The following is a 25886-nucleotide window of genomic DNA, read 5'->3' on the forward strand; positions in this document are numbered from 1 at the left end:
GCCGGAAGCCCCCGGCCCATATGCGAAAGTCCCCACCGGAGCGGGCGGGCGAGCGCGATCGACGGTGCGTCCTCGGCCCCCGCCGACGAGGGGGACCGTATGGGGGAAGCGCCGAACACGACGCGGGAAGAGCCGGCTCACCGGGATTCGCCGGACCGGCCGAGTGGGTCGCCGGGGGCGTCCGAGGAGGCCGGGACGGATCGGCATCGGGCCGCGCGGGAGCGCCGGGCACAGGTTCGGGAACGCCGGGCGCGCCGACGCCGGGCGCGGCGCATGCTGCGGGCCCGGCGCGCTCCCTCGTCGGCTGTGATCGCCCTCTGCCTGGTCGCGCTCGGCTGGCTCGTCGCCGCGGAGGCGATCAGCGCCCAGGCCTGGGTGCCCTTCCGCCTGGTGCCGTACGAGCAGCTCGCCCTGTCGGCCACCGAGATCGACTGGGGTGAGGGCCTTCCCAAGATCGTTGGAGTGGTGTGCCTGCTCACCGGGCTGAGCGTGATCGCCCTCGCCCTGCTCCCGGGGAAGTTGCGGCTCGTCCCGCTCGACGTGGCCGACCCCGACCTGGTGGTCGCGGTGACCCGTCCCGGACTGCGCCGGGCGCTGGCCCACGCGGCCGCCGTACCGGTCGGGGTGGAGGGTGTGGCGGTCGAGATGGACGACCGCCGGGTGGAGGTGGCCGTGATCGCCACGGCCGACGCGCCGGACGACCTCGCCGATCGGGTACGGGCGCTGGTCTCCCGGGAGATGACCGAGATCGGGGTGCTCGGCGGATACGACGTCGAGGTCCGGCTGCACAGGAGGCAGGCATGACGGTGGGCGACAGCAGGGGAAACCGGATGGGGCTCCTGGTGGTCGGCTTGATCCTGGTGGCGGCCGGGGGGTTTGCGCTGGGGTACGGCGTCCTCCGGCCCGACGACCCGATCCTGCCCTGGGAGTTCGTCGCCTGGCTGGAGGGGCTCGGCCGCCGCTGGTTCCTGGTCGCGACGGCGGGGCTGCTCCTGATGTCGATCGCCACACGCTGGCTGCTGGGCGCCTTCGGCTGGGGGTGGCGCGGCAGCCGTACCTCCGCCGGGACCGAGCTGCTGGAGGCCGCGCTCAAGCCGGTCTCCGGGGTCCGCTGGGTTCAGGTCACGCGGGCCAGGCGGCTGATGCGCGCCTCGATCTCCTGCGACACCGGCACGGACCTGGGGCTGCTGAGGTCACGGCTGGACGGCGAGGCGACCGCCCGGGTGCGTCTGCTCTCGGGTGACGATCGGACGCCCGTCGTCGTACGGGTTCACGTGAGCCGGCGCCGGTTCGTGGACGCGACGCCGGTGAGCGCGAACGCCGCGGCGACGCAGGCGAGCGGGATGGCGGGCACCACGTAGCGGTGGTCGAAGGCGGCGATCAGCGGGGGCAGCGCGAGCAGGGTGAGGGCGACGGCGTACGGGAGGAGTACCAGCCACCTGAATCGGATCAGCCCCCAGAGCCCGATGAGCACGATCACCCCGATGAACGGCCCCCGGAGGGAGAACCAGTCCTGATACGTCCGCAGAATCGAGGCGTAGGGGTCTTCGATCCTGGTCTGACCGGAAGAGCCCTGATACTCGGCGGTCAGCTGGGCCGGCGTCATCCCGAGCGAGGTCTTGGACTTCGGGAACCGGGTGGACGGGGGGAACTCCAGCAGGTTCTGCCAGCCGGGATTGGGGTACGGCTGACGCGTCCAGGTGAACGTCCGGGAGAAGTCGACCATCCCGGCGTAGAGGAACTCCGCCGGTTGAGCCATGATCGCCTTGGTGGCGAAGGCCCCGGCCACCTCGTTGCGGTCGGTGCCCGACGGCAGGTTCCCGGCCTCGCGGAGCGGCGAGTCCGAGCTCCAGATGTAGTGCGGCGGAGGCTGGCGCCGATCCAGGGCGTCCCGCGGGCACAGCTTCGCCTCCACCCCCTGCGGGTCGACCTTGCGGCAGTCGGCGAACGTCATCGTCCGAGCCCAGAGGAAGACGTTGCTCTTGGTCAGCGCGAAGGAGCCGTGCTCCACCTTGAACCACACCATGTAGGCGGCCAGGGGCAGCACGCAGGCCGCCGCGGCCGCCGCCAGGGTCCGCCAGCCGGTTCGCCGTACCAGCAGGTAGAGCAGCACCACCCCGATCAGCGGCAGGCCGATGGTCCGGGTGAGGGTGGCGAAGGCCAGCAGGAGGCCCGCGATCACCGCGGTCCGGGTGGTGACCTTCTCCCGCCACATCAGCAGGGTGATCGCGCCCACGACGAGCACGGAGAAGAGCAGATCCGCCATGATCAGGTGCTCAAGCAGGATCTGGTGCGGATTGAGGAGCACCGGGGCGGCCGCCAGCGCGGCTCCCCAGGCCGGGATCGTCGAACGCCTGCGCAGCAGCGCGTAGACGGCGACGGCCGCCGCGAGCCCGAGCAGATGCTGGATGATCACAACCGCGCCGAAGCTCTGCAGCGGGCTGAGCACCCAGAGAAAGATCGAGTACCCGGACGGGCGGCTCTCCAGCGGCCTCAGGTCCAAGGCGCCGCCCACATAGGAGAACGAGTCCGCCCAGAACCACAGCGCCGGCCGGTAGCCGAGAACCGCCAGCAGCCGCAGCACCACCCCGGCGGCCAGCACCGCCAGGAAGATCCGATGCCGCCGCACGAACGACCCGGATGGGTTCCCCCCGGCCCCGGAGCCGCCCTTCAGCTTCGCCCGGGCACGCCGCACGATGCCCTGGGCCGCCGGCACGACCCGATCCCGCGTGGAGGCCGTCCTCGTCGCCACGCAACCTCCCGTGCTCACCGCGCCGTCCCTTGGACCCTCCGTTCAGCCTGCCACAAATCCCATAGGGCGCGGGCTTGTGAGCCGTCCCTGTGGAAAACCACCTGAGCCGTTCCCCAGCCGGGGCGTCCGGTGACGCCGGTACGGGCAACGCGGGTCTTTCCGGCTCTCGCCTTCCCCGACATCCGGAGATTGCGTAGGTGTTTCGGGCCACGCGGGCTCTGCCGCCCTTCCCGGGCTCGGCCTCAGGCAGGTACTCGCCCATCCGGTACGGGTTACGCGGGAGCCGCTTCGGCGCCGATCAGGCCGGGCGGTCGGGCGCAGCCCGTACAGGACTCTCCAACCGGTTCGGCGGTCCCGATCCGGAAACCCGGGCACCCGTGATCGGCTGCGATGTGCGCTCCTTGTGGGTGCGCACACCGCATCGATCACGGGTGCGGGCGGGGAGGCACCGGTTCCGGCCGACGGGTTAGCCGGAACCGGAGGTGCCGCATCCCAAGGGCGCCTCGTCAGGCGACCGATGGTCCGTACCGTGCCCGGGATCGTGAGGCCCCGGGCACGTGGTCAGCATTCGATGAGGTTGACGGCGAGGCCGCCGCGGGAGGTCTCCTTGTACTTGGAGTGCATGTCCTCGCCGGTGATCCGCATGGTCCGGATGGCCTTGTCCAGGGAGACGAAGTGCTTGCCGTCGCCGCGCAGGGCGATCCGGGCGGCGCCGATCGCCTTGATCGAGGCCACGGCGTTCCGTTCGATGCAGGGGATCTGCACCAGGCCCCCGATGGGGTCGCAGGTGAGGCCGAGGTTGTGCTCGATGCCGATCTCGGCCGCGTTCTCCACCTGTTCCGGAGTACCGCCGAGCACCTCGGTGAGACCGGCCGCGGCCATCGAGCAGGCCGAGCCCACCTCGCCCTGACAGCCCACCTCGGCACCGGAGATGGACGCGTTCTCCTTGAACAGCACGCCGATCGCGCTCGCGGTCAGCAGGAAGCGCACCACGCCCTCGTCGTCGGCGCCGGGGATGAACTTGTCGTAGTAGTGCAGGACGGCGGGGATGATCCCGGCGGCGCCGTTGGTGGGGGCGGTGACGATCCGCCCGCCCGCGGCGTTCTCCTCGTTGACGGCGAGGGCGAACAGGGTCACCCAGTCCATCACCTGGAGCGGGTCCTTGCTGGCGTCTTCCACGGTGAGCCGCCGCCGCAGCTGCGGGGCGCGCCGCCGTACCTTCAGCCCGCCGGGGAGCACGCCCTCGGTGGCGCAGCCCCGCCGGACGCAGGACTTCATCACATCCCAGATCGCCAGCAGCTCGGCCCGGACCTGCTCGTCGGTACGGCCGAAGGCCCGCTCGTTCTCCATCATCAGGGCCGGGATCGACAGCCCGGTCTCGGCGCATCGGTCCAGCAGCTCGGCGGCGGTGGTGAACGGGTGCGGGAGTTCGGTGTCGTCGGCCTTGATCCGGTCGGCGCCCATGGCGTTCTCGTCGACCACGAAGCCGCCGCCGACCGAGTAGAAGGTGCGTTCCCGCAGGATCGCGCCGTCCTCCCCGAAGGCGGTGAAGGTCATGCCGTTGGAATGGTGGGGGAGGGACTTCTTCCGTTCGAAGACGAGGTGCTCGCCGACGACGAAGGGGATCTCGCGCAGCCCGTACAGCTGTACGGTGCCGCTCTTCCGCATCGCGGCCACCCGCTCGGCGACCCGGTCCACCTCCACCGTCTCGGGTTTGTCGCCGGAGAGTCCGAGCAGGACCGCCTTGTCGCTGCCATGGCCTTTTCCGGTGAGGCCGAGTGATCCGTACAGGATCGTCTGGACACCGGTGGTCCGCTCCAGCAGACCGTCCTGGTGGAGCCCCCGGGCGAAACGATGGGCCGCGGCCATGGGTCCGCCGGTGTGGCTGCTGGACGGGCCGATACCGATCTTGAAGAGGTCGAAGACGCTGATGGCCATGGGTGGCTCCAAAATCGCCGTGATCGCGAGGCCTCGCCGGTCAGGCCCCTGGGGAAGCCTCGCGATCACAGCCGGGAAAGAGGGTCAGGATTCGCTCTCGGTGAGTTTGGCGTACTCCGCCGCCGACAGCAGGTCGTCCGCGTCCGCCTCGACCCGGATCTTGAACAGCCAGCCGTCGCCGAACGGGTCGGTGTTGACCAGCGAGGGGTCGTCCGAAACCACCTGGTTCACCTCGGTGATCGTGCCGGTGACCGGGGCGTAGATGTCGCTCACCGACTTGGTCGACTCGACCTCCCCGCAGGGCTCCCCCACGGAGACCTCGGCTCCGGCCTCGGGCAGCTGTACGAAGACGACGTCCCCCAGGGCTTCCGCGGCGAACGCCGTGATGCCGACGACGATCTCGTCACCGTCGTCGAGCCCGGCCACCCACTCGTGTTCCTTGGTGTAGCTCAGGTTGTCGGGGATGCTGCTCACTTCAACTCCTCTTATAGAAAGGCAGGTCGATGACCTCAACCGGCTCGTGACCGCCCCGGATGTCCACGGCGAGCTCTTCGCCGGCGGAGGCCGCCTCCACGTAGGCCATGGCGATCGGCCTACCCAGGGACGGTGAAGGCGCCCCGCTGGTCACCTCGCCGACGATAACGCCATCCGCCTGCCGCACAACCGCATACCCGTGCCGTGGCACCCGGCGGCCTTTGGCGATCAGGCCGACCAAGCGCCTGGTCACCGGGATCCCGGCGCACTCGGCCAGGGCCGCGCGGCCCACGAAGTCGCCCGGCTTGTCCAGCTTGACGACGCGTCCCAGACCCGCCTCGTACGGCGTGAGCGCGGTGGAGAGCTCGTTGCCGTACAGCGGCATGCCCGCCTCCAGGCGGAGCGTGTCCCGCGCGGACAGACCGGCCGGCTTGAGGCCGTACCCCTCGCCCGCCTTGGCCAGGTCGGCCCAGAGCGGGGCGGCGTCCTCGGCCGCGACGAAGAGTTCGAAACCGTCCTCACCGGTGTACCCGGTACGGGCGATCAGCGCGCTGCGGCCGCTCACCGTGGCGGGCAGGCCCGCGTAGTACTTCAGGCCCGGCAGGTCGGCGTCGGTCAGCGTGCCGAGGATCTCCTGGGCCCGGGGGCCCTGTACGGCGATGAGCGCGTACCGGTCGGAGCGGTCCTCGACCAGGGCGTCCAGGTCCCGCGCCCGCTCGGTCAGCTCCCGCGCCACCATCAGGTAGTTGCCGGCGTTGGCGACGACCAGGTACTCCTCCTCGGCGAGGCGGTAGACGATCAGGTCGTCCAGCACGCCGCCGTCGGGCGCGCAGATCATGGTGTAGCGGGCCCGGCCGACGGCGACGGCGGAGATGTGCCCGACCAGCGCGTGGTCCAGGGCGGCACCCGCCTGCGGGCCGGTCACGAAGATCTCCCCCATGTGGGAGAGGTCGAACAGTCCGGCGGCCTCCCGGACCGCGCGGTGTTCGGCGGACTCACTGCCGTAGCGGAGCGGCATCAGCCAGCCGGCGAAATCGGTCAACGTGGCGCCGAGGCTCTCGTGAACCTCGCGCAGAGGAGTCGGTCTGGACATCACAGGGCACCTTTACGCAGGGTCGGATGAGAACATCCTCCCGCTCTGTCATGGTGCCTGAGAGCTTCGCCCCTAGGGGTTTTCACCTTCGGCGAGGACCGTTTGGGTCCTTCTTTCCAGAGTGCGCCTCACCCACACGGTCCGGGTGCCTGAGAGGTTCGTTGGAGGGCTTGCTCCTTCGGCGCCCTTTCGCCGGATTGCGAAGGGACTCTCCCGCGTGAGGTCGTCGGCCGGAAGACAGCGTAACGGCATCCCTCGGGTCAGCGAAAGCCGCAGGGGGGAACGATCCCGTGTCCGGCGTTCTCGAAGACGGGACACGGGATCGTCGCGGCGGCCCTCACCCGGCGCGCACGGGCCACCGGGCGGCGGTGAACTCAGCTGCGGACGTGCCGCCCGGTGTTGAGGGCGGGGCGGAAGCCGGCGGCGGCCCCGATGAAGGCGTGGAAGAGCCTGCCGTCGTCGTCGACCTCCGGGTGCCACTGCACCCCGAGCGCGAAGGGCTGGCCCTCGACCTCCACGGCCTCGATCGTCTCGTCGGGTGCCCAGCCGACGGGCACCAGGCCCTCGCCGAGCCGCTCGATCGCCTGGTGGTGGTAGTGGGCCGGCTTGACCTCGGCGTCGTCGTCGAAGGTCCGGGCGAGCAGGCTGCCCGGCGCCAGCCGGACGGGAACCCGGCCGTAGGAGCCCGGCTCGGGGGAGTGGTCGGTGTGGCCGACCACCTCGGGCAGGTGCTGGTGCAGGGTGCCGCCGCGCACCACGTTCAGGACCTGCATGCCCCGGCAGATGCCCAGGAAGGGGAGTTCGGCCTTGAGCGCCGCCTCGACCAGGGAGAACTCCGACTCATCCCGGAACCGGCGGATGTAGTCGGTCTGCTCGTGGACCTCGGCGCCGTACCGCGCGGGGTCCACGTCGCCGCCCCCCGCCAGGATCAGGCCGTCGAGCCGGTCGACCAGCCCCGCCGGCTCCCCGATGGGGGGCAGCAGCACCGGCTGGCCCCCCGCACGGCTGACCTGGTCGACGTACCGATGGGGGAGCAGCGTCGCCTGGGTGTCCCAGACGGTGAATCTGGCGGATTCGATGTACGCCGTGATTCCGATAACCGGACGTATGTTCATTGGTGTCGCTCCGTGGTGCATATGTTGACCCATAAGCATCGGACATCGCCGGTTTTCGGCCGGTTACGGTATGGCCGGTGGGCATGGATTTTGGTCCCGTCCGCTAACTCATGCGTCCTATCAGCATGGATCAGCCGGGCGGTTCGCCCGTTCGCGTGATCATAGCGGGGTGACGTACGCGCCGGAGATACCTCCGTCGACAAGGAATTCCGAACCGGTGATGAATGAGGCGTCATCGCTGGCGAGAAATGCGACAGCGGCGGCGATCTCGGTCGCTTCGGCGAAACGGCCCAGGGGAATATGGACGAGCCGGCGCTGTGCCCGCTCCGGGTCCTTGGCGAACAATTCCTGCAGCAGAGGCGTGTTCACCGGGCCGGGGCAGAGCGCGTTCACCCGAATGCCCTCGCGGGCGAACTGCACACCGAGTTCGCGGGAGAGGGCGAGGACGCCGCCTTTGGACGCCGTGTAGGAGATCTGCGAGGTCGCCGAGCCCATTACCGCGACAAAGGACGCCGTATTGATAATCGAGCCCTTGCCCTGGGCCTGCATGTAGGGAATGACGTGCCTGCAGCACAGATACACGCTCGTCAGATTCACGTCCTGGACCCGGCGCCAGGCCTCCAGCCCGGTCGTCAGGATCGAGTCGTCCTCCGGCGGGGAGATCCCGGCGTTGTTGAACGCGACGTCGATCCGGCCGAACCGCTCGAACGCCGAGGAGTACATCGCCGCGACGCTCTCCTCGTCGGCCACGTCGACGGCGGCGAACACCCCGCCGACCTCCTCGGCCGCCGCCCCGCCGGCCGCGGGGTCGATGTCCGCGCAGACCACCCGGGCGCCCTCCTGCGCGAACCTGCGCGCCGTGGCCAGCCCGATCCCGCTCCCCGCTCCGGTGACGACGGCCACCCGGTCTTCCAAACGCCGCATGTCGTGCTCAGCCTCTCTCATGGTCAGTCGGTGGAGATGAAGACGTTCTTGATCTCGGTGAAGGCGTCCAGCGCGTCCGGGCCGAGCTCCCGGCCGATCCCGGACTGCTTGAAACCGCCGAAGGGCGTCGCGTACCGCACGCTGGAGTGCGAGTTCACCGAGAGGTTGCCGGACTCCACCGCCCGGCTGACCCGCAGCGCCCTGCCGACGTCCCGGGTCCAGATGGAGCCGCTGAGCCCGTACGGCGTGGCGTTGGCCAGCCGGATCGCCGACTCCTCGTCGTCGAAGGGCATGACCGAGGCCACCGGGCCGAAGATCTCCTCCTGCCAGGCCGGGCTGCGCTCGTCCGGGGTGAGCACGGTCGGGGGGAACCAGAAGCCGCGGCCCTGCGGGCAGTCGCCGCGAAACGCCGGGTCGCCCACGTAGCCCCGGACGCGCTCGCGGTGCTCCGCCGAGATGAGCGGCCCCATCTCGGTGGCGGGGTCGCGGGGGTCGCCGACCACGACGTCCCGCACCGCGGGTTCGAAGACCTCCATGAAACGGTCGTACACCTCGCGCTGGACCAGGATCCGGGAACGGGCGCAGCAGTCCTGCCCGGCGTTGTCGAAGACGGCCCCGGGCGCGGTCTTCGCGGCCCGCTCCACGTCGGCGTCGGCGAAGACGATGTTCGCGCTCTTGCCGCCGAGCTCCAGGGTGACCCGCTTCAAGGTCTTGGCGGCGCTCGCCATGATGAGCCGGCCCACCTCGGTGGAGCCGGTGAACACGATCTTGGCCACCTCGGGATGCTCGGCGAGCCGGGCACCGGCGACCTCGCCCGCGCCGGGCAGCACCTGGAGCACACCCTCGGGGAGCCCCGCGGAAAGGGCCAGTTCGGCGAGCTTCAGCGCGGTGAGCGGGGTCTGCTCGGCGGGCTTGACGATCACCGTGTTCCCGGCCGCGAGGGCCGGAGCCGCCGCCCAGCCCATGATGACCATGGGGAAGTTCCAGGGCACGATCACCCCGACCACGCCCAGCGGTTCGCGGAAGGTGACGTCGATCCCGCCGGCGACCGGGATCTGGCTGCCGAGGTGGCGTTCGGGCGCGGCCGCGTAGTACTCCAGCACGTCGGAGACGTTGCCCGCCTCCCAGCGGGCGTTGCCCACGGTGTGACCGGCATTGGCGGTCTCCAGGTCGGCGAGGACGTCCGCCGCCTCCCGGACCCGCGCGGCGAAGGCGCGCAGCAGCCTGGCCCGGTCGGCGGGTGCGGTCGCCCGCCAGGAGCGGAAGGCCCGTCCGGCCCGCTCCACCGCGCGGTCGGTCTCCGCGGCGTCCGCGAGTTCGATGTCGGCGAGCACCTCTTCGGTCGCCGGATTGATGATCTTCATGGTCTCCGTTCAACGGTTCGTCGGTCGCGGGGTGCCCCCGGCCTACATGCGCTCGAACCCCCGGATCAGCTCCCAGTCGGTCACCGCCGCGTCGAAGGCGGCGAGCTCGACCCGCGCGTTGTTGGCGTAGTGGGCGACGACGTCCTCGCCGAAGACCTCCCGGGCGAGCGCGGAGGACTCCCAGAGGGCGAGCGCGTCGCGGAGCGTGTGCGGGATCCGGTCGACGCCGGCCCGGTAGGCGTCCCCGGCGAAGGGGTCCTCAAGCGGCAGCTCGTGTTCGATCCCGTACAGCCCCGCCGCGATCAGCGCCGAGACGGCCAGGTAGGGGTTGACGTCCCCGCCCGGGACGCGGTTCTCCAGGCGGAGGGAGTGCCCGTGGCCGACCAGCCGGAGGGCGCAGGTCCGGTTGTCGATCCCCCATTTCACCGAGGTGGGGGCGAACGATCCGGGCACGAATCTCTTATATGAGTTGATATTCGGCGCGAGGAGGAGGGTGAATTCCCGGAGGCAGGCCTGTTGCCCGGCGACGAAATACCGGCCGGTCTCGGAGAGTCCGTACGGGCCTTCGCCCGCCAGGATGGGATCCCCGTCGTCGGAGCGGAATGAGATGTGGATGTGGCAGGAGTTCCCCTCACGCGTATTGGGTTTGGCCATAAACGTGATGGACTTGTTCTCCTGCGCGGCGATCTCCTTCGCCCCGTTTTTATAGATCGCGTGGTTGTCGCATGTCGGCAGCGCCTCCGCGTAACGGAAGGCGATCTCATGCTGTCCCAGGTTGCACTCGCCCTTGGCCGACTCGACGTACATTCCGGCGCCCTCCATGCAGAGCCTGATCCGGCGCAGGAGCGGCTCGACCCGGGCACCGCCGAGAAGTGAATAATCTACATTGTAAAGGTTGGCGGGCTCCAGCTCCTGATATCCACGTCGCCACGCGTCCTCGTACGAGGTGTTGTAGACGATGAACTCCAGCTCGGTCCCCACATAGGCCCGCCAGCCCCGCTCGGCCAGCCGGGCCCGCTGCCGGCCCAGGATCTGCCGGGGCGAGACGGTCACGTCGTCGCCGGAACCCCAGACCACGTCGGCCATGACCAGCGCGGCGCCCTCCTGCCAGGGGATGCGGCGAAGGGTGGACAGGTCGGGCCGCATGACGAAGTCGCCGTACCCGCGGTCCCAGGAGGACACCGCGTATCCGCCCACCGTGTTCATGTCCACGTCGACGGCGAGCAGGTAGTCGCACCCTTCGGCGTGGTGGTGGAGCACCTCGTTCACGAAGAATTTCGCGGCGAGCCGTTTCCCCTGGAGGCGGCCCTGCATGTCGGCGATGGCGATGATCACTGTGTCGATCCGGCCCGCGTCGATCTCGGTCTTCAGGTGCTCGACCGTCAGCACGGCAACCCCTCTCTCCTCATCGTCTCGCGCCGCCGCGATGGGGCGTGTCCACTTTTCAATGGTCTGGAATCAGACCATTGTTCGGTGTGATCGTATGCAAGCACCGGGAAACCCGCTCTGTCAATGAGATGTCTGCCCACGATTCCGAGGAGTCACCACCGGGTGGGGCCGGGCGTCTTCCCGGATACCCCTACGCTGGTCGCATGGCGCAGCCCGAGCAGATTGAACGCACCGGTTCATTCGCCGCTTTCCGCCCGGTTCGCTCCGGCAACACCTTTGAGGAAACCGTCGAGCGGCTGCTCCAGGCCATCAAACTGGGCATGCCCGGGTTCGGCGACAAGCTGCCACCCGAGCGCGAGCTCGCCGCCCAGCTGAAGATCAGCAGAGTCACGCTCCGTGAGGCCATCCGGGCCCTGCAGGAGGCCGGCTACGTCCAGGTCCGCCGCGGCCGGTACGGCGGGGCGTTCGTCACCTACCAGCCGAGCAGCCCCCGGCGGGAGGAGCTCGAACGACTCGTCGCCGACATCACCGCCGAAGAGCTCGACGACACCCTCACCTTCCGGATGGCCGTGGAGTGCGGCGCGGCCCAGGCCCTCGCCTCCGCCGCGCTGAGCCCGGCGCAGCGGGCGATCCTGGAGGAGCGCCTCCACGACGTCAACACGGCGACCCCCGAGGACTACCGGAGGCTGGACACCGCCTTCCACATGTCGATCGCGGAGCTCACCGGCTCCAGCCTGCTCGTGGACGCGTGCGCCGACGCCCGGCTGCGGGTGACCGACCTCCTCTACGCCATCCCGGTCCTGGACCGCAACATCGAGCACTCGGCGGCGCAGCACGCGGCGATCGTCGCCGCGATCGTCTCCGGCGACCCGGTTTCGGCGTGGCGGGCCATGGCCGAGCACCTGCAGGGCACCGCCGCCCTGCTCCGGGGCTTCCTCACCTGAACCCCGGGCGGTGTACGGGCGGGGCCGTCGAAGCCGGGGCCGCCGCCGGGATCGGCCAGGCGCAGCCCGTACCCGGACATCGCATGATCGTCGTGCTGTGCGCACCTTGGATGGGCGGACACCTCAACGATCACTCGGATGGAGTACGGGCAGGGGCCGCGACACGGACCGGGCGCCGCCGCTCAGGCCTGCGAGCCGCCGGGATCGCCCCGCGTAGCCCGGACCCCGGACATCTCGTGATCGTCGCGCTGTGCGAGCCCCGGGAGAACCAGACACCGCAACGATCACGCGAACATCGGACCGGCTGTCGCCGTTCAAGCTCGGAAGAGGGGGTCGGGGTGATCGCGTGCTTCCACGGTCACTCGCCGATGAGGACCTCGAACAGTCGCCGCCGGTCCATCGCGACCGTGATGAAGGTGCCGCTGCCGACGGCCGGCAGCGACCCCCACGTGCCGTCCTCCGCTCGGACGATCTCGACTTCCGCCCAGGTCGCGATGGCCGGGTCGACGGCCGCGCACGCCGCCGCGGGGTCGTGCAGCAGCTTCCCGCCGGGCTTCTTGCGCAGGTAGCGTTCCATGCCCGAGAACAGCAGGTCCAGCCCCGGGGTACGGTCCCGGTACGGCCGCAGCCGCTCGTGGAAGTCCCGGTCGTAGCGGATGTCGTGCGTGACGTTCTTGGACACCAGCTCGCGCCGCCCGATCCGCCCGCCCGAGGACAGGGCCAGGCGCGCCGCCCGGGGTTCCCCGTTGAAGTTGAACGTCGGGCAGGTGGTGCGGCCCGCGAACTTCGGCAGCCTGAGTTCCGGCGGCACGACGTTGTCACCCGCGAACCCGCCCTGGGCCACCCATCGGCTCAGCCTCGCCTCCGGATGCTCGTCGAGCAGCCGCCCGAGGTTGCGCAGCGGCGCCCCGGTGAGCAGGATCGTTTCGGGGTGGTTCCGCAGCGTCCGCGCCATCAGCTCGCCCGGCGCGGCGTCCGGCTGAGCCGGGGGAGGGGTGCCGAGCCACTTGTGGTGGAAGGCCGACACGTGGTCCTTGCCGGTGCCCGGGTCCTGTGCCCCCACGGGTACGTCCTCGCGGCCGAGCAGGCGCAGCACGTGCCGTACCAGGCCGGTCTGAGCAGGTGAACCGGGTGTGAGGGTGACGGCGCGCAGCCGTACGGCCGGATGGCAGGCGACCAGGCAGAGGGTGAGGACGTCGTCGGGGTCCTGGGTCTCCATGTCGAAGATCAGGTCTGGCATCGCTTGGCGCGGCCTTTCGCAGTGGGGCGGGCGTAGACCGATCGAGGCGGAGTATCGACCCCAAAGTCGGCCATGCCACTGATAGGGGCATTTTTCAGATCAAGATGGGTGCCCGGCAACCGGATATCTCCCCTGGTGCGCAAGGTGATTGGGGAGATCCTGCGAGGTCTGTCGGATCTGACCCGTCGCGTGGGTGCATCGGATGATACGTACTCTGGTGGCGGGGGGATGATGGGGGATTGGTTTACGGACCACATCGTGGGTACGGGCAGACTGCCGCTGTTCTGCCTGTTCATCGGCATGATCGTCACGTTTCTCGTCACGCGGGTCATCGTCCGGCTGATCCGCGCGAACATGGGCGGGATGTTCAGGAACGTCAAACTGGGCGACCTGCACGTCCACCATGTGGTGTTCGGCGTCGTGCTGATGATGACCAGCGGGGTCGCGGCGTTCATCATCGACGACCGGTTCTCGGTGTTCTACACCGTCGCCGCGACGCTCTTCGGGGTCGGAACCGCACTCGTCCTCGATGAGTTCGCGCTCATCCTCCATCTCCGCGACGTCTACTGGTCGGAGGAAGGCCGTGCCTCGGTCGACGCGATGTTCGTCGCCGTCGCCGTCACCGGGCTGCTCCTGCTCGGGCTGCGTCCACTCGGCTGGGAAGGCGTCCACGACATCGGCGGCCTCGACCCGGCCACCGTGTCCGTCGCACGCTGGATCGCCGTCGTGCTGATCGTGGTCAACCTGGTGCTCGCCGTCGTCACCCTGTCCAAAGGCAAGATCTGGACCGGACTGGTCGGTCTGTTTGTGTTTCCGCTGCTCTTCGTAGGGGCGATCAGGCTGGCCCGGCCCGGATCGCCGTGGGCGCACTGGTTCTTCACCCCCGGCTCCCGCAAGGCCGTACGCGCCCTGCACCGGGAAGAACGCCATCGCAGACCCGTCGTCCGCGCCAAAATCGCCTTCCAGGAGTTCATCTCCGGACGCCACGACCTGCCCTCCCCGCTTCGCCGCCGCGACCACCACGCACCCCGGAAACCGCCCGCGGCCCAGGGGGAACCCGACGACCGCTCGAGTGCTCCCCGGCGACGTGGCCAAGGTTGAGACGCGGCTCGCGGGACCTTCACAAGGCGTGTTGCCCGCCGGCCGTCGCCCGATACCGGGAACACCGCGCCATCTGCCGATACCCCCGACGCCGGGCGCGCCGGATCCCGCTACTTGAGCGTGACGGGCTCGCGGAACCCGTTCCGGCCGCGCGGCCCGTACCCGCTCCGGAGGGAGAACAGCCGGTCCACCTGCGATATCCCCATCGCCGGGCGCTGTGAGGGCTGAATCCCGCCACGCGGGTCGGGCTGGAGCGTGACGGGCTCGCGGAACCCGTTCCGGCCGCGCGGCCCGTACCCGCTCCCGGGGGAGAACGGCCGTCCGCCTCCGCGGCCGGTCCGCATTGAGCCGTCGCCCGCCACCGACTCCAAGGTCAGTACATGTGGAGGATGCCGGGCAGGCTGCGCAGAGCGAGTCCGGCCCCGAGCAGGACGACCACGGCCGCGGTGGCGAACGGCGCGATCCGCTGAATCCGGGCGGCGAGCACGTTCCCCCGGTGCATCAGGCCTTCCAGCCGGGCCGCGACCCGGACCAGCAGCAAACCGGCCGCGGTCAGGGTGGCCGCCATGCCGAGCCCGTACGCCACCACCAGCAGCACCCCGAACCAGGTACGGCCGAGAGCGACGGCGCCGAGCAGCACGACGAGGGCGGACGGGCTGGGGACGAGGCCCCCGGCTATGCCCATGCCGATCAGTCCGGCGCGGCGCGCGGGGCGTCCGCAGTGGGAGAGGTCGGGGTGGTGTGCGGGTACGGGCTCCGCCGCGGCCCGCAGAGGGTCGGGTCGTGGGTTTTCGGTGTCGGCCGCGCCTACGAGAGCGAGGGCTTTGACCTGCTCGTGGCTGTGGCTGTGAGCGGGTGCGTGGCCATGTCCGTGGCCGCGTTCGTGTGTGTGCGCATGACCGTGCGCGTGTCCGTGCCCGGCGACATCCCAGGCCGACGGGCCCGTACGGCGCTGTCGCCAGGCGGTGCGCAGCAAGGCGCAGCCGATGCCGGTGATGAGAAGGCCGCTCGCGAGTCCGAGCCAGGAGAGCACGGACTCACCGGTGAGGGTGGCGGACAGGGACAGGAGCAGACCGACGACGAGCACCCCGCCGGTATGGGTGGCGGTGACGGTGAGTCCGACCGTCACGGCGTCCCCCGGCCGGCCCCTTCGACCCGCCAAGTACGCGGCCATGATCGTCTTCCCGTGCCCGGGGATGAGTGCATGGCCCGCACCTAAGACCATGGCGAGCGCAATCGCCAGGAACCCAAGCGGGACGGTGAGCCGATCCCCGCCGACCAGCCCGGTGAACGTCTCGTCAAGCCGGTTCAGAGCCCGGGTCACCACATCCGGCGCGGGCAGCCCCGTCAGGACTGTGCCACCGGCACCTGTTCCCGGCTCCGTGGTCAGGGTGACCGACCGCTGGTCCAGGGGCAAGGCGAGGAGATCCTCGGGATACCTTCGGAGCTCATCGCTCACACTGACTGAGGGGACCGGGGGCCGCGTCAGCCGTACCCCGCTCCCTGTCGCCGTGATCTCCCGCCAGCCCGGCCTGCCGGTGAGATAGGCGTCGGCAAACTCGACCGCCGTGGCCCTGCGTAGGGAAGCCGGGGCGATGAGCTCGCAGCTGAGCCGGCTGGTGCGCAGACCGCCTTCGCCGGATTCGTAGCGGAACGAGTGCTTCATCACCTGCCAGGTGAGGGGCCGCTCCCCGGCTCTCAGCGTCTGGGCGGCGGCGAGGACCCCGCATTGCGTGATCGCGTAGGCGTCCAGCTCGGCGGGTGAGGTTCTGCCGTCCCGGTCGCCGTCGACCGCCTCGGCATCTTGCAGCGTGGGAAGCTCGGCGAAGTCGACGACGGCGGTGTTCTCCACCCGGTCGGGGTGCAGGCGCAGCCCGTTGTAGTGGCTGATCGTGAAGTTGCCAAGCGGATGGTACGGCGCCACGTGGCCCGGCCATACGAGCAGGAGGGCGAGTCCGAGCGTTTTGATCAACAGTTACTCCGGAGGCAGGATTCGGGCGTACCTCCGGGCTAGCGCAGACTGCAGGGGCGCCGTCGGTGTTTGACCCGGAGCCGGTCGAATCAGCTGCGTATCTTGGCCCGGAGGGTCGAGCCCGTGGCGGCGAGGGGCGCGGTCCGGGAATGCCTGGATTCCCGGTAGCCCGTTGAAGCCGACCTGACCCTTCACACGCAGTCCGCTCTGCGGGCCCACACGCGATTCCGATGCCACCAGGCAACAATCGGTAAGCGATGCGCAACCTTCGGACGTTCCGTACTCTGAGGGCACGCGCATAGCCTGCGGTTTGTGAACACATCATCGCGTTTCATCAGGTCAGAGCCGTCTGCGGCGGCCATCAGGGCCGCCGCCCCGCTGAGGGCGTGACCGTGAAACGCCTGCCTCCCGCCCTGGCGCTGTTCCTGCTGGCGCCGCTCGTCGGCGAGTACCTGCTGGGCAACATCCCACTGGACGTCTGGGCGCCGGTCGCGTTCCCGCCGACCGCTTTGCTCTACGGCTGCGGCGCGGTGCTGATCCGTGAGGTGGTCACCCGGGCCGGCGGCGGGTGGCTGATGACGCTCCTGCTGGCCATCACGTACGGGATCATCGAAGAGGCTCTGGTCACCCAGTCCCTGTTCAACCAGAATTACCTGGGGCTCGGACTGGGTGCCTACGGTGACGTTCCCGCGCTCGGCATCAGTGTGCCGTGGTCGGTGTACGTGCTGTCCATCCACTCCGTCTGGAGCATCTTCGTCCCGATCGTCATGGTCGAGACGCTGTATGCCGATCGGTACGGCCGACCGTGGCTACGGGCCCGCGGACTCGTGGCCAATGCGCTGGGGTATGTCGTGGGCGCAGTCATTCTGTTCTCCGCGATGTACCTCAACGAGGCGAACGACGGGTTCCTGCTGTCCGCCCTACAGCTCATCGGCACCGTCGTGGTGGTGGCCGTACTGATCATCCTCGCCTTCCTCTCTCGCCCCTCCCGCCCTTCTCGCGGGCCAGGCCGTGCGGCTCAGACAAGCCGGCGGGCTTGGTCGCCGGTGGCGCTCGGTGCGTTCGCGCTGGCCGCGGGGACCGCGTTGTTCCTGCTGTTTGAGTTCGGCCCGGACAGAAAGGCGCTTTCCGAGCCGGCTACCTGGGTCCTGCTATCGGTGCTCGTCACTGTGGTCCTCGTCGTCATCGTGGGGAACACACGCGCCGCCGACTGGTCTCACCGGCATGTGTACGCTCTGGCCGCCGGTGCCGTCCTGACGTACTGCTGGGTGGGATTCATGGTTCAGATCACCCAGTACGGCTTCCGGCTCATCCCGACGATCATCCAGATTCTCCTGGTCGCGGGTGCGGTGTCGCTGATCGTGATCGCGTCGAGAAGCGTTGATGCGTTCGGTAGCGCTGTGGCGTTGGGAATCACCGGCGAGTCGGGAAACACTGACAAGCTGGAAAGCACTGTGACGTCGGGAGACATCGGAGAACCCAGTCCGGAATCAGTCGACGAGACGGAATGAAAGGTCTTACCGATCGGCTGATCGGGACGGTGTGGATTCCGGGCTGCCGGTTGCCGGACTCAGGGCCCTGACCACGACTTGAGCCGCTGTGACAGACTCGGAGAGCATGATCAGGGTTCTGCTTGTGGACGACGATCCGATGGTCCGCCGACACCTTCGGACCATACTCGGCTCCAGCACGGAGATCGAGGTCGTGGGCGAGGCACGTGATGGGGCGGAGGCGGTCGAGGAAGCCCTGCGCGGCCAGCCGGACGTGGTACTGATGGACCTCAGGATGCCCGGTGTGGACGGCGTCACCGCGACCAGGGAGATAACCGCGACGGCCTCACCGCCGACGGTGATCGCATTGACGACCTTCGACTCCGATTCGCATGTACTCGGCGCCCTGGAGGCAGGGGCCGGCGGTTTCCTGGTGAAGACGACGCCGGCCGAGGACCTGATCAACTTAATCAAAGTGGCCGCCGACGGACATGTGGTGATGTCGCCGGTCGCGGCGCGCAGACTGGTGGCGCAGTCGGCCCGGGGCGACGAACAGCACCAGGCCGCGCGAGCGCGGGTGGCGGAGCTGGCCGAACGGGAGCGGGAGGTGCTGGCCTGTCTCGGCGAAGGACTCACCAATCCGGAGATCGCGAAGCGGCTCTTCCTCTCGGAGACCACCGTCAAGAGCTACGTCTCCCGGCTCCTGGTCAAACTCGGCCTCACCCATCGCATTCAAGCCGCGCTGCTGGCCCATCAGGCCGGCCTGACCGGCTGAGCTCCGAGTTCCCCCGGTCGACGCGTCGGATGATCGTCCACGGTGAGACAGGTGGGCTGACCGACAATGCCCGGTAGCGGATCGAGCCGATGCCGCCGGTCTTCGGCATATGGGGTCGTCAGACACCCCCTAGGGTGCCGTATGTGCACAAACCATTCGGTTTCCGCAGGTCAGATCTGACCGTGAGAGATCGCCGCACGGTCGTCGCGGCGGCTACGGGCACCGCGGTCTTGGGCGTGGCTGCGCAACTGGCCCTGTACGCCGGGAGCGCCCGTACAACAGGCGGCCGTCCGGTCGTCGATCTGATCCTGAACCTCGTCGTCGACCTGTCCCTGCTGCTGGTGGTCAGGTTCCCGCGAACGACCGGCCTGTTGACGATGCTGGTGACGGCCGTGTATGCCGTCGGGACAGGCCTGGCACCCGGTCTGTTCGCCTCGGCGGGACAACTCAGCCCCGTCGCCACGCCGCTGGCGGCCCCGCTGGTGGTGTCGTTCCTGGTCTATCTGCTGCCCTGGCGGCAGGCGTTCGCATGTGCCGCGGTCTTGGCGCTGCTTGTGATCCCGATCTGGGCCCCCACGTGGACGGCGACGTACTTCGCGCTGTCCGCCACCGCGCTGCCCGCGCTGGTCGCGCTCTACCTCAAAGCGCGCGTCGCGCTTATTCGGTCGCTGCGAAAGCGAGCCGAGTTGGCCGACACAGAGCGCAGGCTGCTCGCCGAACGGGCCGAGACCGCCGAGCGGCAGCGGCTGGCCGCCGAGATGCACGACATCGTCACCCATCGCGTCACCGAGATCGTCCTGCACGCCGACGCTCTGCGCGTGACCACCCACGACGACGAGGTCCGTACCGCCGCCGAGCGGATCAGGCAAGCCGGTACGCGTACCCTCACCGAACTGCGGGATCTCATGCGTGTGGTGACCAACGAGGTCGAGACCACACCCGGTGGGCGTCCCGACCACGACAACGGGGGAGACCTGGCCGTGCTGGCGGCGGTCGACGGCGCCACCCTCAAGGTCGTGGGCGATCCCGGCACGGTACCCGCGGTCGTCGCACGAACCGTCTACCGGGTGGTACAGGAATCACTGACCAACGCACGCAAACACGCTCCCGGCACCCCTGTCGACATCACCCTCACCTACCCCGGTAACCGGGCCGAGGTGGAAGTACGCAACGCGCCGTCCCGGCACGAAAGCGACCCGGCGCTGGTGAGCTCCGGATCCGGAATCGGACTGATCGGGCTCGGTCGCAGAGTCACCCTGCTCGGCGGCGTGTTCGCAGCGGGTACTGACGGGGAAGGAGGTTTCACGGTCACCGCGAGCATCCCCGCCGTCCAGCCCGCCGCCACCCCGAGACGATCGATGTCAAGCCATAGGCGTGGAGACGGGGCCAGCGGATGAGCGTCCGAACCACAGACATTGAGCTCTATGGTGTCTCGGCTACGTCCCGACATCTCGGTCACCTTGTCCTTCAGCGTGAGTCTCAGCTATCTCTGGCGCCCACCCATCAACTCGGAAGGCCACGGACATACCGGGATCATCTCGATCTATGGGATCGAGCTGTTAGGGGGGCAGTGTTGAGTGGCATGGTTAGTGTTCGTGGCGGCGATTGGGATGAACAGGAGTTCTAGTTCGGTGCGGACAGTGGTGAGACTTGTGTCCCCTGTCTCGGCCGCAAGACCTGTGGCTGTCCAGATCATGCATGTGTTGGGGGTCAAAGCCGCCATCGCATATCGCTTCAACGATCGTGAGCATGAACGTCGTAACGGACACGGGCTCAGGGCTCTCTCGCGCCCAGAGGTGCTGGAGGCACTTTTCGCTCTCCCGGTGGGGCTGTCGATACCGGAGTCTTCGCTATCACCTGCGCATCGTCGTCTCCTTCGTGGTTGCCCACAGGGAGTGGTTCGCCACGTACAAGGGGACGTCATCCGTCTGGCTGCTCCCGTTGTACATCCTGAGCTGGCTGTGGTCGTTGCGCACGACTGGCGATCAGGGCTGGAGAGCGTCGGCAAGTTCGCTTCCTTCTGCAGCCGAGTGGTGTTGCTACCGAAGTTGCCCATGGATGCCGAGGAGATGGGCTTGGAAGCGAACTTCTACGGCGTGGGTGTGGTCGTCCGTGACGAAGGTCGGGTGGTCGTTGCCCCCGAGCCGTTCGTGCGGCAGTGCCATAAGCCGGCTGCCTGGTGGTTCTCTGAGGAGATCTATGACCGGGTGGTCGGGCATCACTGAGGCAGTTCGGCCCACAGCCTCAGCGCTTTGGGTGGTTTGAAGACGTTACGTTGCCTGATCGTGATGTTGTAGGTGTCATGCGCGTCGATGGCTGCTTGACAGAAGGACTTCCACCAACTCGAGCGCGTGGTGCGCTCCTGCTCGACGAGGTTCTTGAGCCAAGTCGTCCATGTCGCCACCCCATGCTGCTGGGCCGCCTTACGGTCGGCGCCGTCGAGGAACGTGTCCAGGGCTCGGCCTGCACAAGCCGGACAGGCGCAGGTGGGAGCAGAGGTGTTGGCGAAGCGCTTGTAGATCGTGCTTCCGGCCAGGAAGGCCGCTAGATCCGGAATCAGCAGGGTGGGTGATCGATCGCTTCGAGGGCGAGGCGACTCCGGCTCCTGGTCGGGGCGGACGATGTGGCGAAGCGCGCCTCCGGTGCCGATCGAGGCTGCGGTGGCCCCATGCGCGAGGACGTCGAACGCCTCCAGGTCGGTGGAGAAGACTGAGATGTTCTTCACTTGATGAACCAGGCGGCGGAGATTGGTGACCGGCTCGGCGGTGAACGTCTTGAGGGGGTCGCCTTGGGAGCCCAGGTAGACGGCTTTGGGTAAGGAGAGGCGGCTCAGGATGGCGACGGTCTGATCGATGTAGGCATCGGAGAACCAGGCGATGTCGAGGGGCGCGGCAAAGATGGTGTCGTCGCGTTCGACCGAGGCTGCTTCGCGGACAGCAGCTTTGAAGGCATCTCGCTGGCCTGGGCCGATATAGCCGGTAGGGATGACCGCCCAGTCAGCGCCGGCCTCGATTTGTCCTCTAAGTACATCGTTCAAGGTGAGCCCGAAGAGTTGGTCGTCGTTCGAGTCAAGCCAGAACGGGTCGTCCGGTTCCGCGAATTTCTTCGTGTAGCTCATGGGGTCACCGATCAGCAGCCCTGTGTAGCCGTTGCTGCGGCACTTCTTGATGGCCGCATACACATCGGTGGCATCGCAAACGATGAGGCCGCCCTGATGCGGGTCAATATGGTGGAAGAAGTGTGACACGCCGCGAGAACGAGCGTGTAGGAGGATTCGGTCGGTGAGCTTACCCCTGCGCTGGAGGTCAGGAGCAGGCTGGGGAAACGCCTGCGTCCGGGCGCTCGTCCGTCGCGTTGATGAGTAAGGGGTCTCTCCTGCTGGAACCATCAGGTCTTCCCTCAAGGATGATCGCGCTGATTTAGGGAGCGCCTGCCTCCGTGAGGAAGAAGTCAACAAACTCCTTCTCATGCAGGCCTGCAAGGTGCGCAAGATCGACCACCGTCAACTGTTGTTCCCGCCGCAGGTGGTTGATCAGGGCCGGAACCAGGGCCGGCTTCTCAGGAGGAAAAGCCTGTGGTTCCGTGGTGCGATATCCGAGCGTGGACAGCTCGATGTTCAGCTGGCGATAGCGCCAGTCACTCACTGCGCCCAGGGTGTGGGCGCGTCGGAGGAGTGCCGCCATCGACACTCGCCACTTCTTTTTCAGTTCGTACAAGCACTCAAGATCGACATCGGCCTTTAGGTCGGGACCGATATCACGGGCAGGCATCAAAAACTCTGAGGCGAATTGATCGGCCTGTTGCTCTTGGCGACTGTTCGGAACGACGTGCATTGCCACATGTCCGAGTTCATGACTAAGTGTAAAGCGTTGACGGTCGGCTGGCGCACGGGTGTTAAGGACGAAGATCGGGTTCTCATTCGTTGGCCACTGGCTCACGGCGTCAAGTTCACGCCCCGCAAGCTGACGTCGGAGGACTAGTCCTCCGGCTGATTCGATAGCACGCACGACGGATTCGACGGGACCGGAGGGCAGGCCCCACCTGCCCCGAATTGCTTGCGCGGCGTCCTCCGCCGTGTCGTAGTCGTCCACCTTAATGTGCTCAAACAAGACAGGAGGCGATAGCGCCTCCACGGTCCGCACGAGGTTGCGCAACTGCAATCGGGCCAAGTTGAGTTGAGCGTGGATTGTTCTCAGAGATGTCGTTGTTAGGGAAGCCCTTTTGCGATGATGGATAAGACCGACGCTGGTCCCCTCCGCATCGGCGTCGAAGCAAAGGAGGCGAGATGGATACCGGAGTGCCTGGGCGTATAGCGCGAGCCTGTCCCCGACCACGGCCAAATGACCTGTCTCCGCCTTGCTCACGTAGCCCTGGCTCACGGTCCCGTCACCGCTAAGAGCCCTGGTCATGGCATTGGCGACATCGGTCTGCGTCATGGCGCGAGACTCGCGAGCCATAACGAGCATGGGCGGACAAGCGACCTCCGCTCTTCCGCCTGCATCACAGCCTCCATTCATGCCTCAGAAAACTACCACAGAATATTCTCGGGTGAATGTGTATCTGTCGACAAGTCCGTTCGGCATAGGTCATTTGGGCTAGCGGGCTACTCTCGGCGTCTCCTGATTCGGTTTGTGCCCCTGAGTTTGTCCTGTCCGAAAACGGCCCAAGCATGACCCATCCCTCGCCCACCACTGCTCAGACCAGATCTCGGAGACAGACACATACACGGCAAGGCCGCGTCCGTAGCCTGTCAACTTTCCTCTACTGGGGGCCGCCTGGCCCCGTGGTCCAGGCTGGCAGGACGTGACCCGTGACGGCGACCGCGGGCCGGCCCTGAACGCGGGGGTGGGCGGCCGCCCGAGCCTGCCGGGGCCAGCTGGGGAGTCGGGACAACCAGGGGCCCGCCAAGCCGTACATCCTCGGCGCCGGGAGGATCCACGGAATCGGTCGCGTCACATCGTTTGGCCACCGATCACGTTCGGTTTTGACGGTCTGCTCCGGGCCGTGCCCGGTGACCCGAACCGGGTATGTCACGGGTGGCCAGTGGCCATGGGAATGCACCGGGTGTCCTCGGTACGTGGGGTGCTTCGCCTTTCCCGGCCTGCTTGTCCCATGGATGGCTGCCAGCCGGTGCCCGGTCAGGCAGGTGGAATCTCTCGCCTTGGGCGCGCCGCAGCCGTTGTCTGAGCAGGGCAGGGATACGGTTCGCCCCGGACGCCGGAAGCAAGATGCCCGCGGTTTGCTGCGCGCACAGGGTGGACGAATGCGACGCTCGGCCCTGTCCCTGCGCGGGATGGAATCCCCACAGGGGATGGTCACGGATGGTCTGACGGAGGTTTCCTACGGGCGAACGCTTCGGAAACTGTCGGTGGCCGATGCGACACTGTCCGTATGGACTCGGGGTCGGAGACGGTGAGCGTGGACCCGGCCACGGCCACCCCGCAGCAGGTGCTGGAGGCGACGCTCCGGCTGGCCGCCGCGTGCGCCCGGCTTCCGGTCCCCGGCTCGGGTGCGGCGTGCATGGAGCGGGCGGCGCTGCTGGGGGACGTGGCAGACGCGGTGGAGGTGGCGCTGGCCCCGCTGGTGGAGCGCATCGACTCCTGCGGCGAGGCAAAGACGCACGGATTCACCGGGACGGGGGCATGGCTGGCCACCGGGCTTGGGACCCGCACGGCGGTGGCCGCCGACCGGCTGGCCCTGGCCCGGACCCTGCGCCGGCTGCCGGAGGTGGCCGAGCGGTTTGAGGGGCATCGGCTTCCTGCGGGGTACGCGGCGGCGATCTGCCGTGCGGTGAGGCACCTGGACGACGCGGACACCGCGGCGGCGGAGGGGATCCTGCTGAGACTGGCCGAGGCCGGGGGGACGGTGGAGCAGGTCCGCAAAGCGGGGGAGCGCATCGTCGAGACGGTGCGGGGCGACTCCCCCGACGGCGACACCCGCAGGGGGTACGCCGATTCCTGGCTTGAGGTGAACGACTCCCCGGACGGCGGGGCGTGGGTGAACGGGTGGCTGGACCCCGAGCTGAAGCAGCTTCTGCAGTCCAAGCTGGACCCGCTGACCTCCCGGACGGCCTCCGCCGGTGCGGGGACGCGGGGCGGGCGCAACGCCGCCGCCCTGCGCACCTTCTTGACCCGGGACGGGCGGGGCCAGGAAGCCGTGGTGGTGATCACGCTGCGGGACGCCCACGCCACCGGAGCGCCCGATGTCGTGGTGCCGTCCGGGAGCCTCCTGCCTCCTCCGGGCCACCCGCCGGTGTTGCCGGGAGGCATCGCGTTCCTGCCCGCAGGTCCGGCCGGTCCCGGTGGAGCCGTGCCGTCGTCCGGTACGGCTGCCTCGGCCGATGGGTCCGCAGGGGCCGGGACCGTCAGACCGCTGGGGGAGCCGGTACGGCTTCCGGGGTGGTCCGGTCACTCCGCCACGTCCACCTCCGATGCTGAGGAGGCAGCTGCACACGGCGCAGAGAACGGGAGCGGAGCCGAAACCCGGGCACCGGCGGGGCTGGGGACCGGGGCGGGCGCTGGCGTGGCTGGGATCCGAGCCCGGCCGGGGGTTCTTCCCGGACCCGAGCCGCCTGCGTACCCTCTCAACGGATGCGGCGATCAAGTCGGCGGCGGGCTCACCCTGGAGCCGGGGCCGGTTCCCGACGCCGAGAGCGTATCCGGGGCCACCTCTGGCACCGGGTTTCCCGTCGGCCCTGCGGGCGTCGCCGGTATCGGGGCGGGCGCCGGATCCGGAAATGAGGGCCGGTGGCGGATCGCCGCTGCCCGGCTGGCGGACGGCACGCCGGTCAGCGTCGCGCAGGCCAGGCGGATCGCGTTGAACCACGGGGTTTCGCCGCTGCTGCTGTCAGGGGAGGGCAGGCCACTGTATCTGGGGGAGCGGGTGCGGTTCGCTTCCGCAGCCCAGCGCAGGGTGCTGGCGGTGCGGTACGCCACTTGTGCGGTGGACGAGTGCGACGTCCCGTCCCGGGCGTGCGAGGTGGACCACATCGAGGGGTGGGAGTTCGGCGGGAGGACCGACATCGACAATCTTGCCTGTGTATGTGGGTTCCACAACCGGCATAAGGCCGACCATCCGGGTGCCTATGAGATCGTCCGCCGACGGGACGGGACGGTGGTGTACCGGATCCTCCGGCCGCCCTGGATGCGAAAACACGCCGCTTGAGCCGTTTCCTGCGACCGGCCGTGCCCAGTGGGGTCGCGGCCTGTCGGCCGACCCTGTGTGCAGCCGGGCTGGGAGGTTATGGTGCTCGTCTCGTATGCAGATGGTTTCCTGCGTATGGCCCACAACCCACCGGTTTTCTCCGTGGCGCCCG

At 68.6% G+C, this 25886-nt stretch carries 22 protein-coding genes and 2 riboswitches; of the genes, 9 read left to right on the top strand and 13 right to left on the bottom strand.

Going from position 1 to position 25886, the window contains the following annotated elements:
- Positions 1–99 precede the first annotated feature (99 nt).
- Entirely contained in the window at positions 100–804 is a 705-nt protein-coding gene (locus RUR_RS23525) for a DUF6286 domain-containing protein (protein ID WP_283137335.1), read from the top strand.
- Positions 801–1361: a hypothetical protein gene (locus RUR_RS23530; RefSeq protein ID WP_283137336.1), complete on the top strand. Its 561-nt coding sequence runs from the start codon at positions 801–803 to the stop codon at positions 1359–1361. Before RUR_RS23525 ends, RUR_RS23530 begins: the two co-directional genes overlap by 4 nt.
- Here RUR_RS23530 and RUR_RS23535 read toward each other — a convergent pair.
- The 8 genes from RUR_RS23535 to RUR_RS23570 all read right to left on the bottom strand — a co-directional run bounded on the left by RUR_RS23535 (position 1271) and on the right by RUR_RS23570 (position 11049).
- Positions 1271–2752 (bottom strand): hypothetical protein, encoded by a 1482-nt coding sequence (locus tag RUR_RS23535; protein ID WP_283137337.1) that lies wholly within the window; start codon positions 2750–2752, stop codon positions 1271–1273. The genes RUR_RS23530 and RUR_RS23535 overlap by 91 nt on opposite strands.
- A gap of 561 nt (positions 2753–3313) precedes the next feature.
- A complete protein-coding gene (locus RUR_RS23540; protein ID WP_283137338.1) occupies positions 3314–4690 on the bottom strand; it encodes an L-serine ammonia-lyase in 1377 nt (458 codons plus the stop codon).
- A gap of 84 nt (positions 4691–4774) precedes the next feature.
- Positions 4775–5164, bottom strand: a complete 390-nt coding sequence (gene gcvH, locus RUR_RS23545) for a glycine cleavage system protein GcvH (RefSeq protein ID WP_283137339.1) — start codon at positions 5162–5164, stop codon at positions 4775–4777.
- A gap of 1 nt (position 5165) precedes the next feature.
- Positions 5166–6257, bottom strand: coding sequence for a glycine cleavage system aminomethyltransferase GcvT (gcvT, locus tag RUR_RS23550; RefSeq protein WP_283137340.1), 1092 nt, complete (start codon positions 6255–6257; stop codon positions 5166–5168).
- Between the two features lie 35 nt (positions 6258–6292).
- A riboswitch (glycine riboswitch) is annotated at positions 6293–6383 on the bottom strand.
- Between the two features lies 1 nt (position 6384).
- A riboswitch (glycine riboswitch) is annotated at positions 6385–6483 on the bottom strand.
- Positions 6484–6631: 148 nt separating this feature from the next.
- Positions 6632–7372 carry a gamma-glutamyl-gamma-aminobutyrate hydrolase family protein gene (locus tag RUR_RS23555; protein WP_283137341.1) on the bottom strand — a complete coding sequence of 247 codons (741 nt, stop codon included), beginning with the start codon at positions 7370–7372 and terminating at the stop codon, positions 6632–6634.
- A gap of 159 nt (positions 7373–7531) precedes the next feature.
- Complete coding sequence (locus tag RUR_RS23560) at positions 7532–8296, bottom strand: 3-oxoacyl-ACP reductase (protein ID WP_283137907.1); 765 nt, start codon at positions 8294–8296, stop codon at positions 7532–7534.
- A gap of 23 nt (positions 8297–8319) precedes the next feature.
- Entirely contained in the window at positions 8320–9660 is a 1341-nt protein-coding gene (locus RUR_RS23565; RefSeq protein ID WP_283137342.1) for an aldehyde dehydrogenase family protein, read from the bottom strand.
- A gap of 42 nt (positions 9661–9702) precedes the next feature.
- Complete coding sequence (locus RUR_RS23570; protein WP_428847019.1) at positions 9703–11049, bottom strand: glutamine synthetase family protein; 1347 nt, start codon at positions 11047–11049, stop codon at positions 9703–9705.
- Positions 11050–11252: 203 nt separating this feature from the next.
- On the opposite strand from RUR_RS23570, the gene RUR_RS23575 reads away from it, so the two are divergent.
- Positions 11253–11993, top strand: coding sequence for a FadR/GntR family transcriptional regulator (locus RUR_RS23575; RefSeq protein ID WP_283137343.1), 741 nt, complete (start codon positions 11253–11255; stop codon positions 11991–11993).
- A gap of 358 nt (positions 11994–12351) precedes the next feature.
- On the opposite strand, the gene RUR_RS23580 is transcribed toward RUR_RS23575, so the two are convergent.
- On the bottom strand, positions 12352–13233 hold the full coding sequence (locus RUR_RS23580; RefSeq protein WP_283137344.1) for a nucleoside hydrolase: 882 nt from the start codon (positions 13231–13233) through the stop codon (positions 12352–12354).
- A 258-nt stretch (positions 13234–13491) separates the two neighbouring features.
- Between RUR_RS23580 and RUR_RS23585 the strand changes: the two genes are divergently transcribed.
- Positions 13492–14334 carry a hypothetical protein gene (locus RUR_RS23585; RefSeq protein ID WP_283137345.1) on the top strand — a complete coding sequence of 281 codons (843 nt, stop codon included), beginning with the start codon at positions 13492–13494 and terminating at the stop codon, positions 14332–14334.
- A 110-nt stretch (positions 14335–14444) separates the two neighbouring features.
- Here RUR_RS23585 and RUR_RS23590 read toward each other — a convergent pair whose 3' ends face one another.
- Positions 14445–14705 (bottom strand): hypothetical protein, encoded by a 261-nt coding sequence (locus tag RUR_RS23590; RefSeq protein WP_283137346.1) that lies wholly within the window; start codon positions 14703–14705, stop codon positions 14445–14447.
- A gap of 2 nt (positions 14706–14707) precedes the next feature.
- Positions 14708–16306: a nickel/cobalt transporter gene (locus tag RUR_RS23595; RefSeq protein ID WP_283137347.1), complete on the bottom strand. Its 1599-nt coding sequence runs from the start codon at positions 16304–16306 to the stop codon at positions 14708–14710.
- A 386-nt stretch (positions 16307–16692) separates the two neighbouring features.
- Here RUR_RS23595 and RUR_RS23600 point away from each other — a divergent pair, with 386 nt between their 5' ends.
- The 4 genes from RUR_RS23600 (at position 16693) to RUR_RS23615 (ending at position 20796) form a co-directional block, all read left to right on the top strand.
- Positions 16693–17817 (top strand): hypothetical protein, encoded by a 1125-nt coding sequence (locus tag RUR_RS23600; RefSeq protein WP_283137348.1) that lies wholly within the window; start codon positions 16693–16695, stop codon positions 17815–17817.
- Positions 17818–17923: 106 nt separating this feature from the next.
- Positions 17924–18571 (top strand): response regulator, encoded by a 648-nt coding sequence (locus tag RUR_RS23605; RefSeq protein WP_283137349.1) that lies wholly within the window; start codon positions 17924–17926, stop codon positions 18569–18571.
- Between the two features lie 182 nt (positions 18572–18753).
- The gene (locus tag RUR_RS23610) at positions 18754–19968 is read left to right on the top strand and encodes a sensor histidine kinase (RefSeq protein ID WP_283137350.1); all 1215 of its coding nucleotides are present in this window, start codon (positions 18754–18756) and stop codon (positions 19966–19968) included.
- A gap of 282 nt (positions 19969–20250) precedes the next feature.
- Positions 20251–20796 (top strand): hypothetical protein, encoded by a 546-nt coding sequence (locus tag RUR_RS23615; RefSeq protein ID WP_283137351.1) that lies wholly within the window; start codon positions 20251–20253, stop codon positions 20794–20796.
- On the opposite strand, the gene RUR_RS23620 is transcribed toward RUR_RS23615, so the two are convergent.
- Positions 20790–21818, bottom strand: a complete 1029-nt coding sequence (locus tag RUR_RS23620) for a hypothetical protein (protein WP_283137352.1) — start codon at positions 21816–21818, stop codon at positions 20790–20792. The genes RUR_RS23615 and RUR_RS23620 overlap by 7 nt on opposite strands.
- A gap of 172 nt (positions 21819–21990) precedes the next feature.
- Positions 21991–23007: an ImmA/IrrE family metallo-endopeptidase gene (locus RUR_RS23625; RefSeq protein ID WP_283137353.1), complete on the bottom strand. Its 1017-nt coding sequence runs from the start codon at positions 23005–23007 to the stop codon at positions 21991–21993.
- 955 nt (positions 23008–23962) lie between these two features.
- On the opposite strand from RUR_RS23625, the gene RUR_RS23630 reads away from it, so the two are divergent.
- On the top strand, positions 23963–25735 hold the full coding sequence (locus RUR_RS23630) for an HNH endonuclease signature motif containing protein (protein ID WP_283137354.1): 1773 nt from the start codon (positions 23963–23965) through the stop codon (positions 25733–25735).
- Positions 25736–25886 lie beyond the last annotated feature (151 nt).

It is taken from the genome of Rhizohabitans arisaemae, from assembly GCF_025996515.1.
GTDB lineage: Bacteria > Actinomycetota > Actinomycetes > Streptosporangiales > Streptosporangiaceae > Rhizohabitans > Rhizohabitans arisaemae.

What these genes read in the sequence shown, in the direction of transcription:
- RUR_RS23575 (WP_283137343.1), top strand. Translation starts at nt 11,253, where the DNA reads ATGGCGCAGCCCGAGCAGATTGAACGCACCGGTTCATTCGCCGCTTTC.
- RUR_RS23565 (WP_283137342.1), bottom strand. Translation starts at nt 9,660, where the DNA reads ATGAAGATCATCAATCCGGCGACCGAAGAGGTGCTCGCCGACATCGAA.
- RUR_RS23605 (WP_283137349.1), top strand. Translation starts at nt 17,924, where the DNA reads ATGATCAGGGTTCTGCTTGTGGACGACGATCCGATGGTCCGCCGACAC.
- RUR_RS23630 (WP_283137354.1), top strand. Translation starts at nt 23,963, where the DNA reads ATGGACTCGGGGTCGGAGACGGTGAGCGTGGACCCGGCCACGGCCACC.
- RUR_RS23560 (WP_283137907.1), bottom strand. Translation starts at nt 8,296, where the DNA reads ATGCGGCGTTTGGAAGACCGGGTGGCCGTCGTCACCGGAGCGGGGAGC.
- RUR_RS23625 (WP_283137353.1), bottom strand. Translation starts at nt 23,007, where the DNA reads ATGACGCAGACCGATGTCGCCAATGCCATGACCAGGGCTCTTAGCGGT.
- gcvT (WP_283137340.1), bottom strand. Translation starts at nt 6,257, where the DNA reads ATGTCCAGACCGACTCCTCTGCGCGAGGTTCACGAGAGCCTCGGCGCC.
- RUR_RS23525 (WP_283137335.1), top strand. Translation starts at nt 100, where the DNA reads ATGGGGGAAGCGCCGAACACGACGCGGGAAGAGCCGGCTCACCGGGAT.
- RUR_RS23555 (WP_283137341.1), bottom strand. Translation starts at nt 7,372, where the DNA reads ATGAACATACGTCCGGTTATCGGAATCACGGCGTACATCGAATCCGCC.
- RUR_RS23540 (WP_283137338.1), bottom strand. Translation starts at nt 4,690, where the DNA reads ATGGCCATCAGCGTCTTCGACCTCTTCAAGATCGGTATCGGCCCGTCC.
- RUR_RS23530 (WP_283137336.1), top strand. Translation starts at nt 801, where the DNA reads ATGACGGTGGGCGACAGCAGGGGAAACCGGATGGGGCTCCTGGTGGTC.
- RUR_RS23580 (WP_283137344.1), bottom strand. Translation starts at nt 13,233, where the DNA reads ATGCCAGACCTGATCTTCGACATGGAGACCCAGGACCCCGACGACGTC.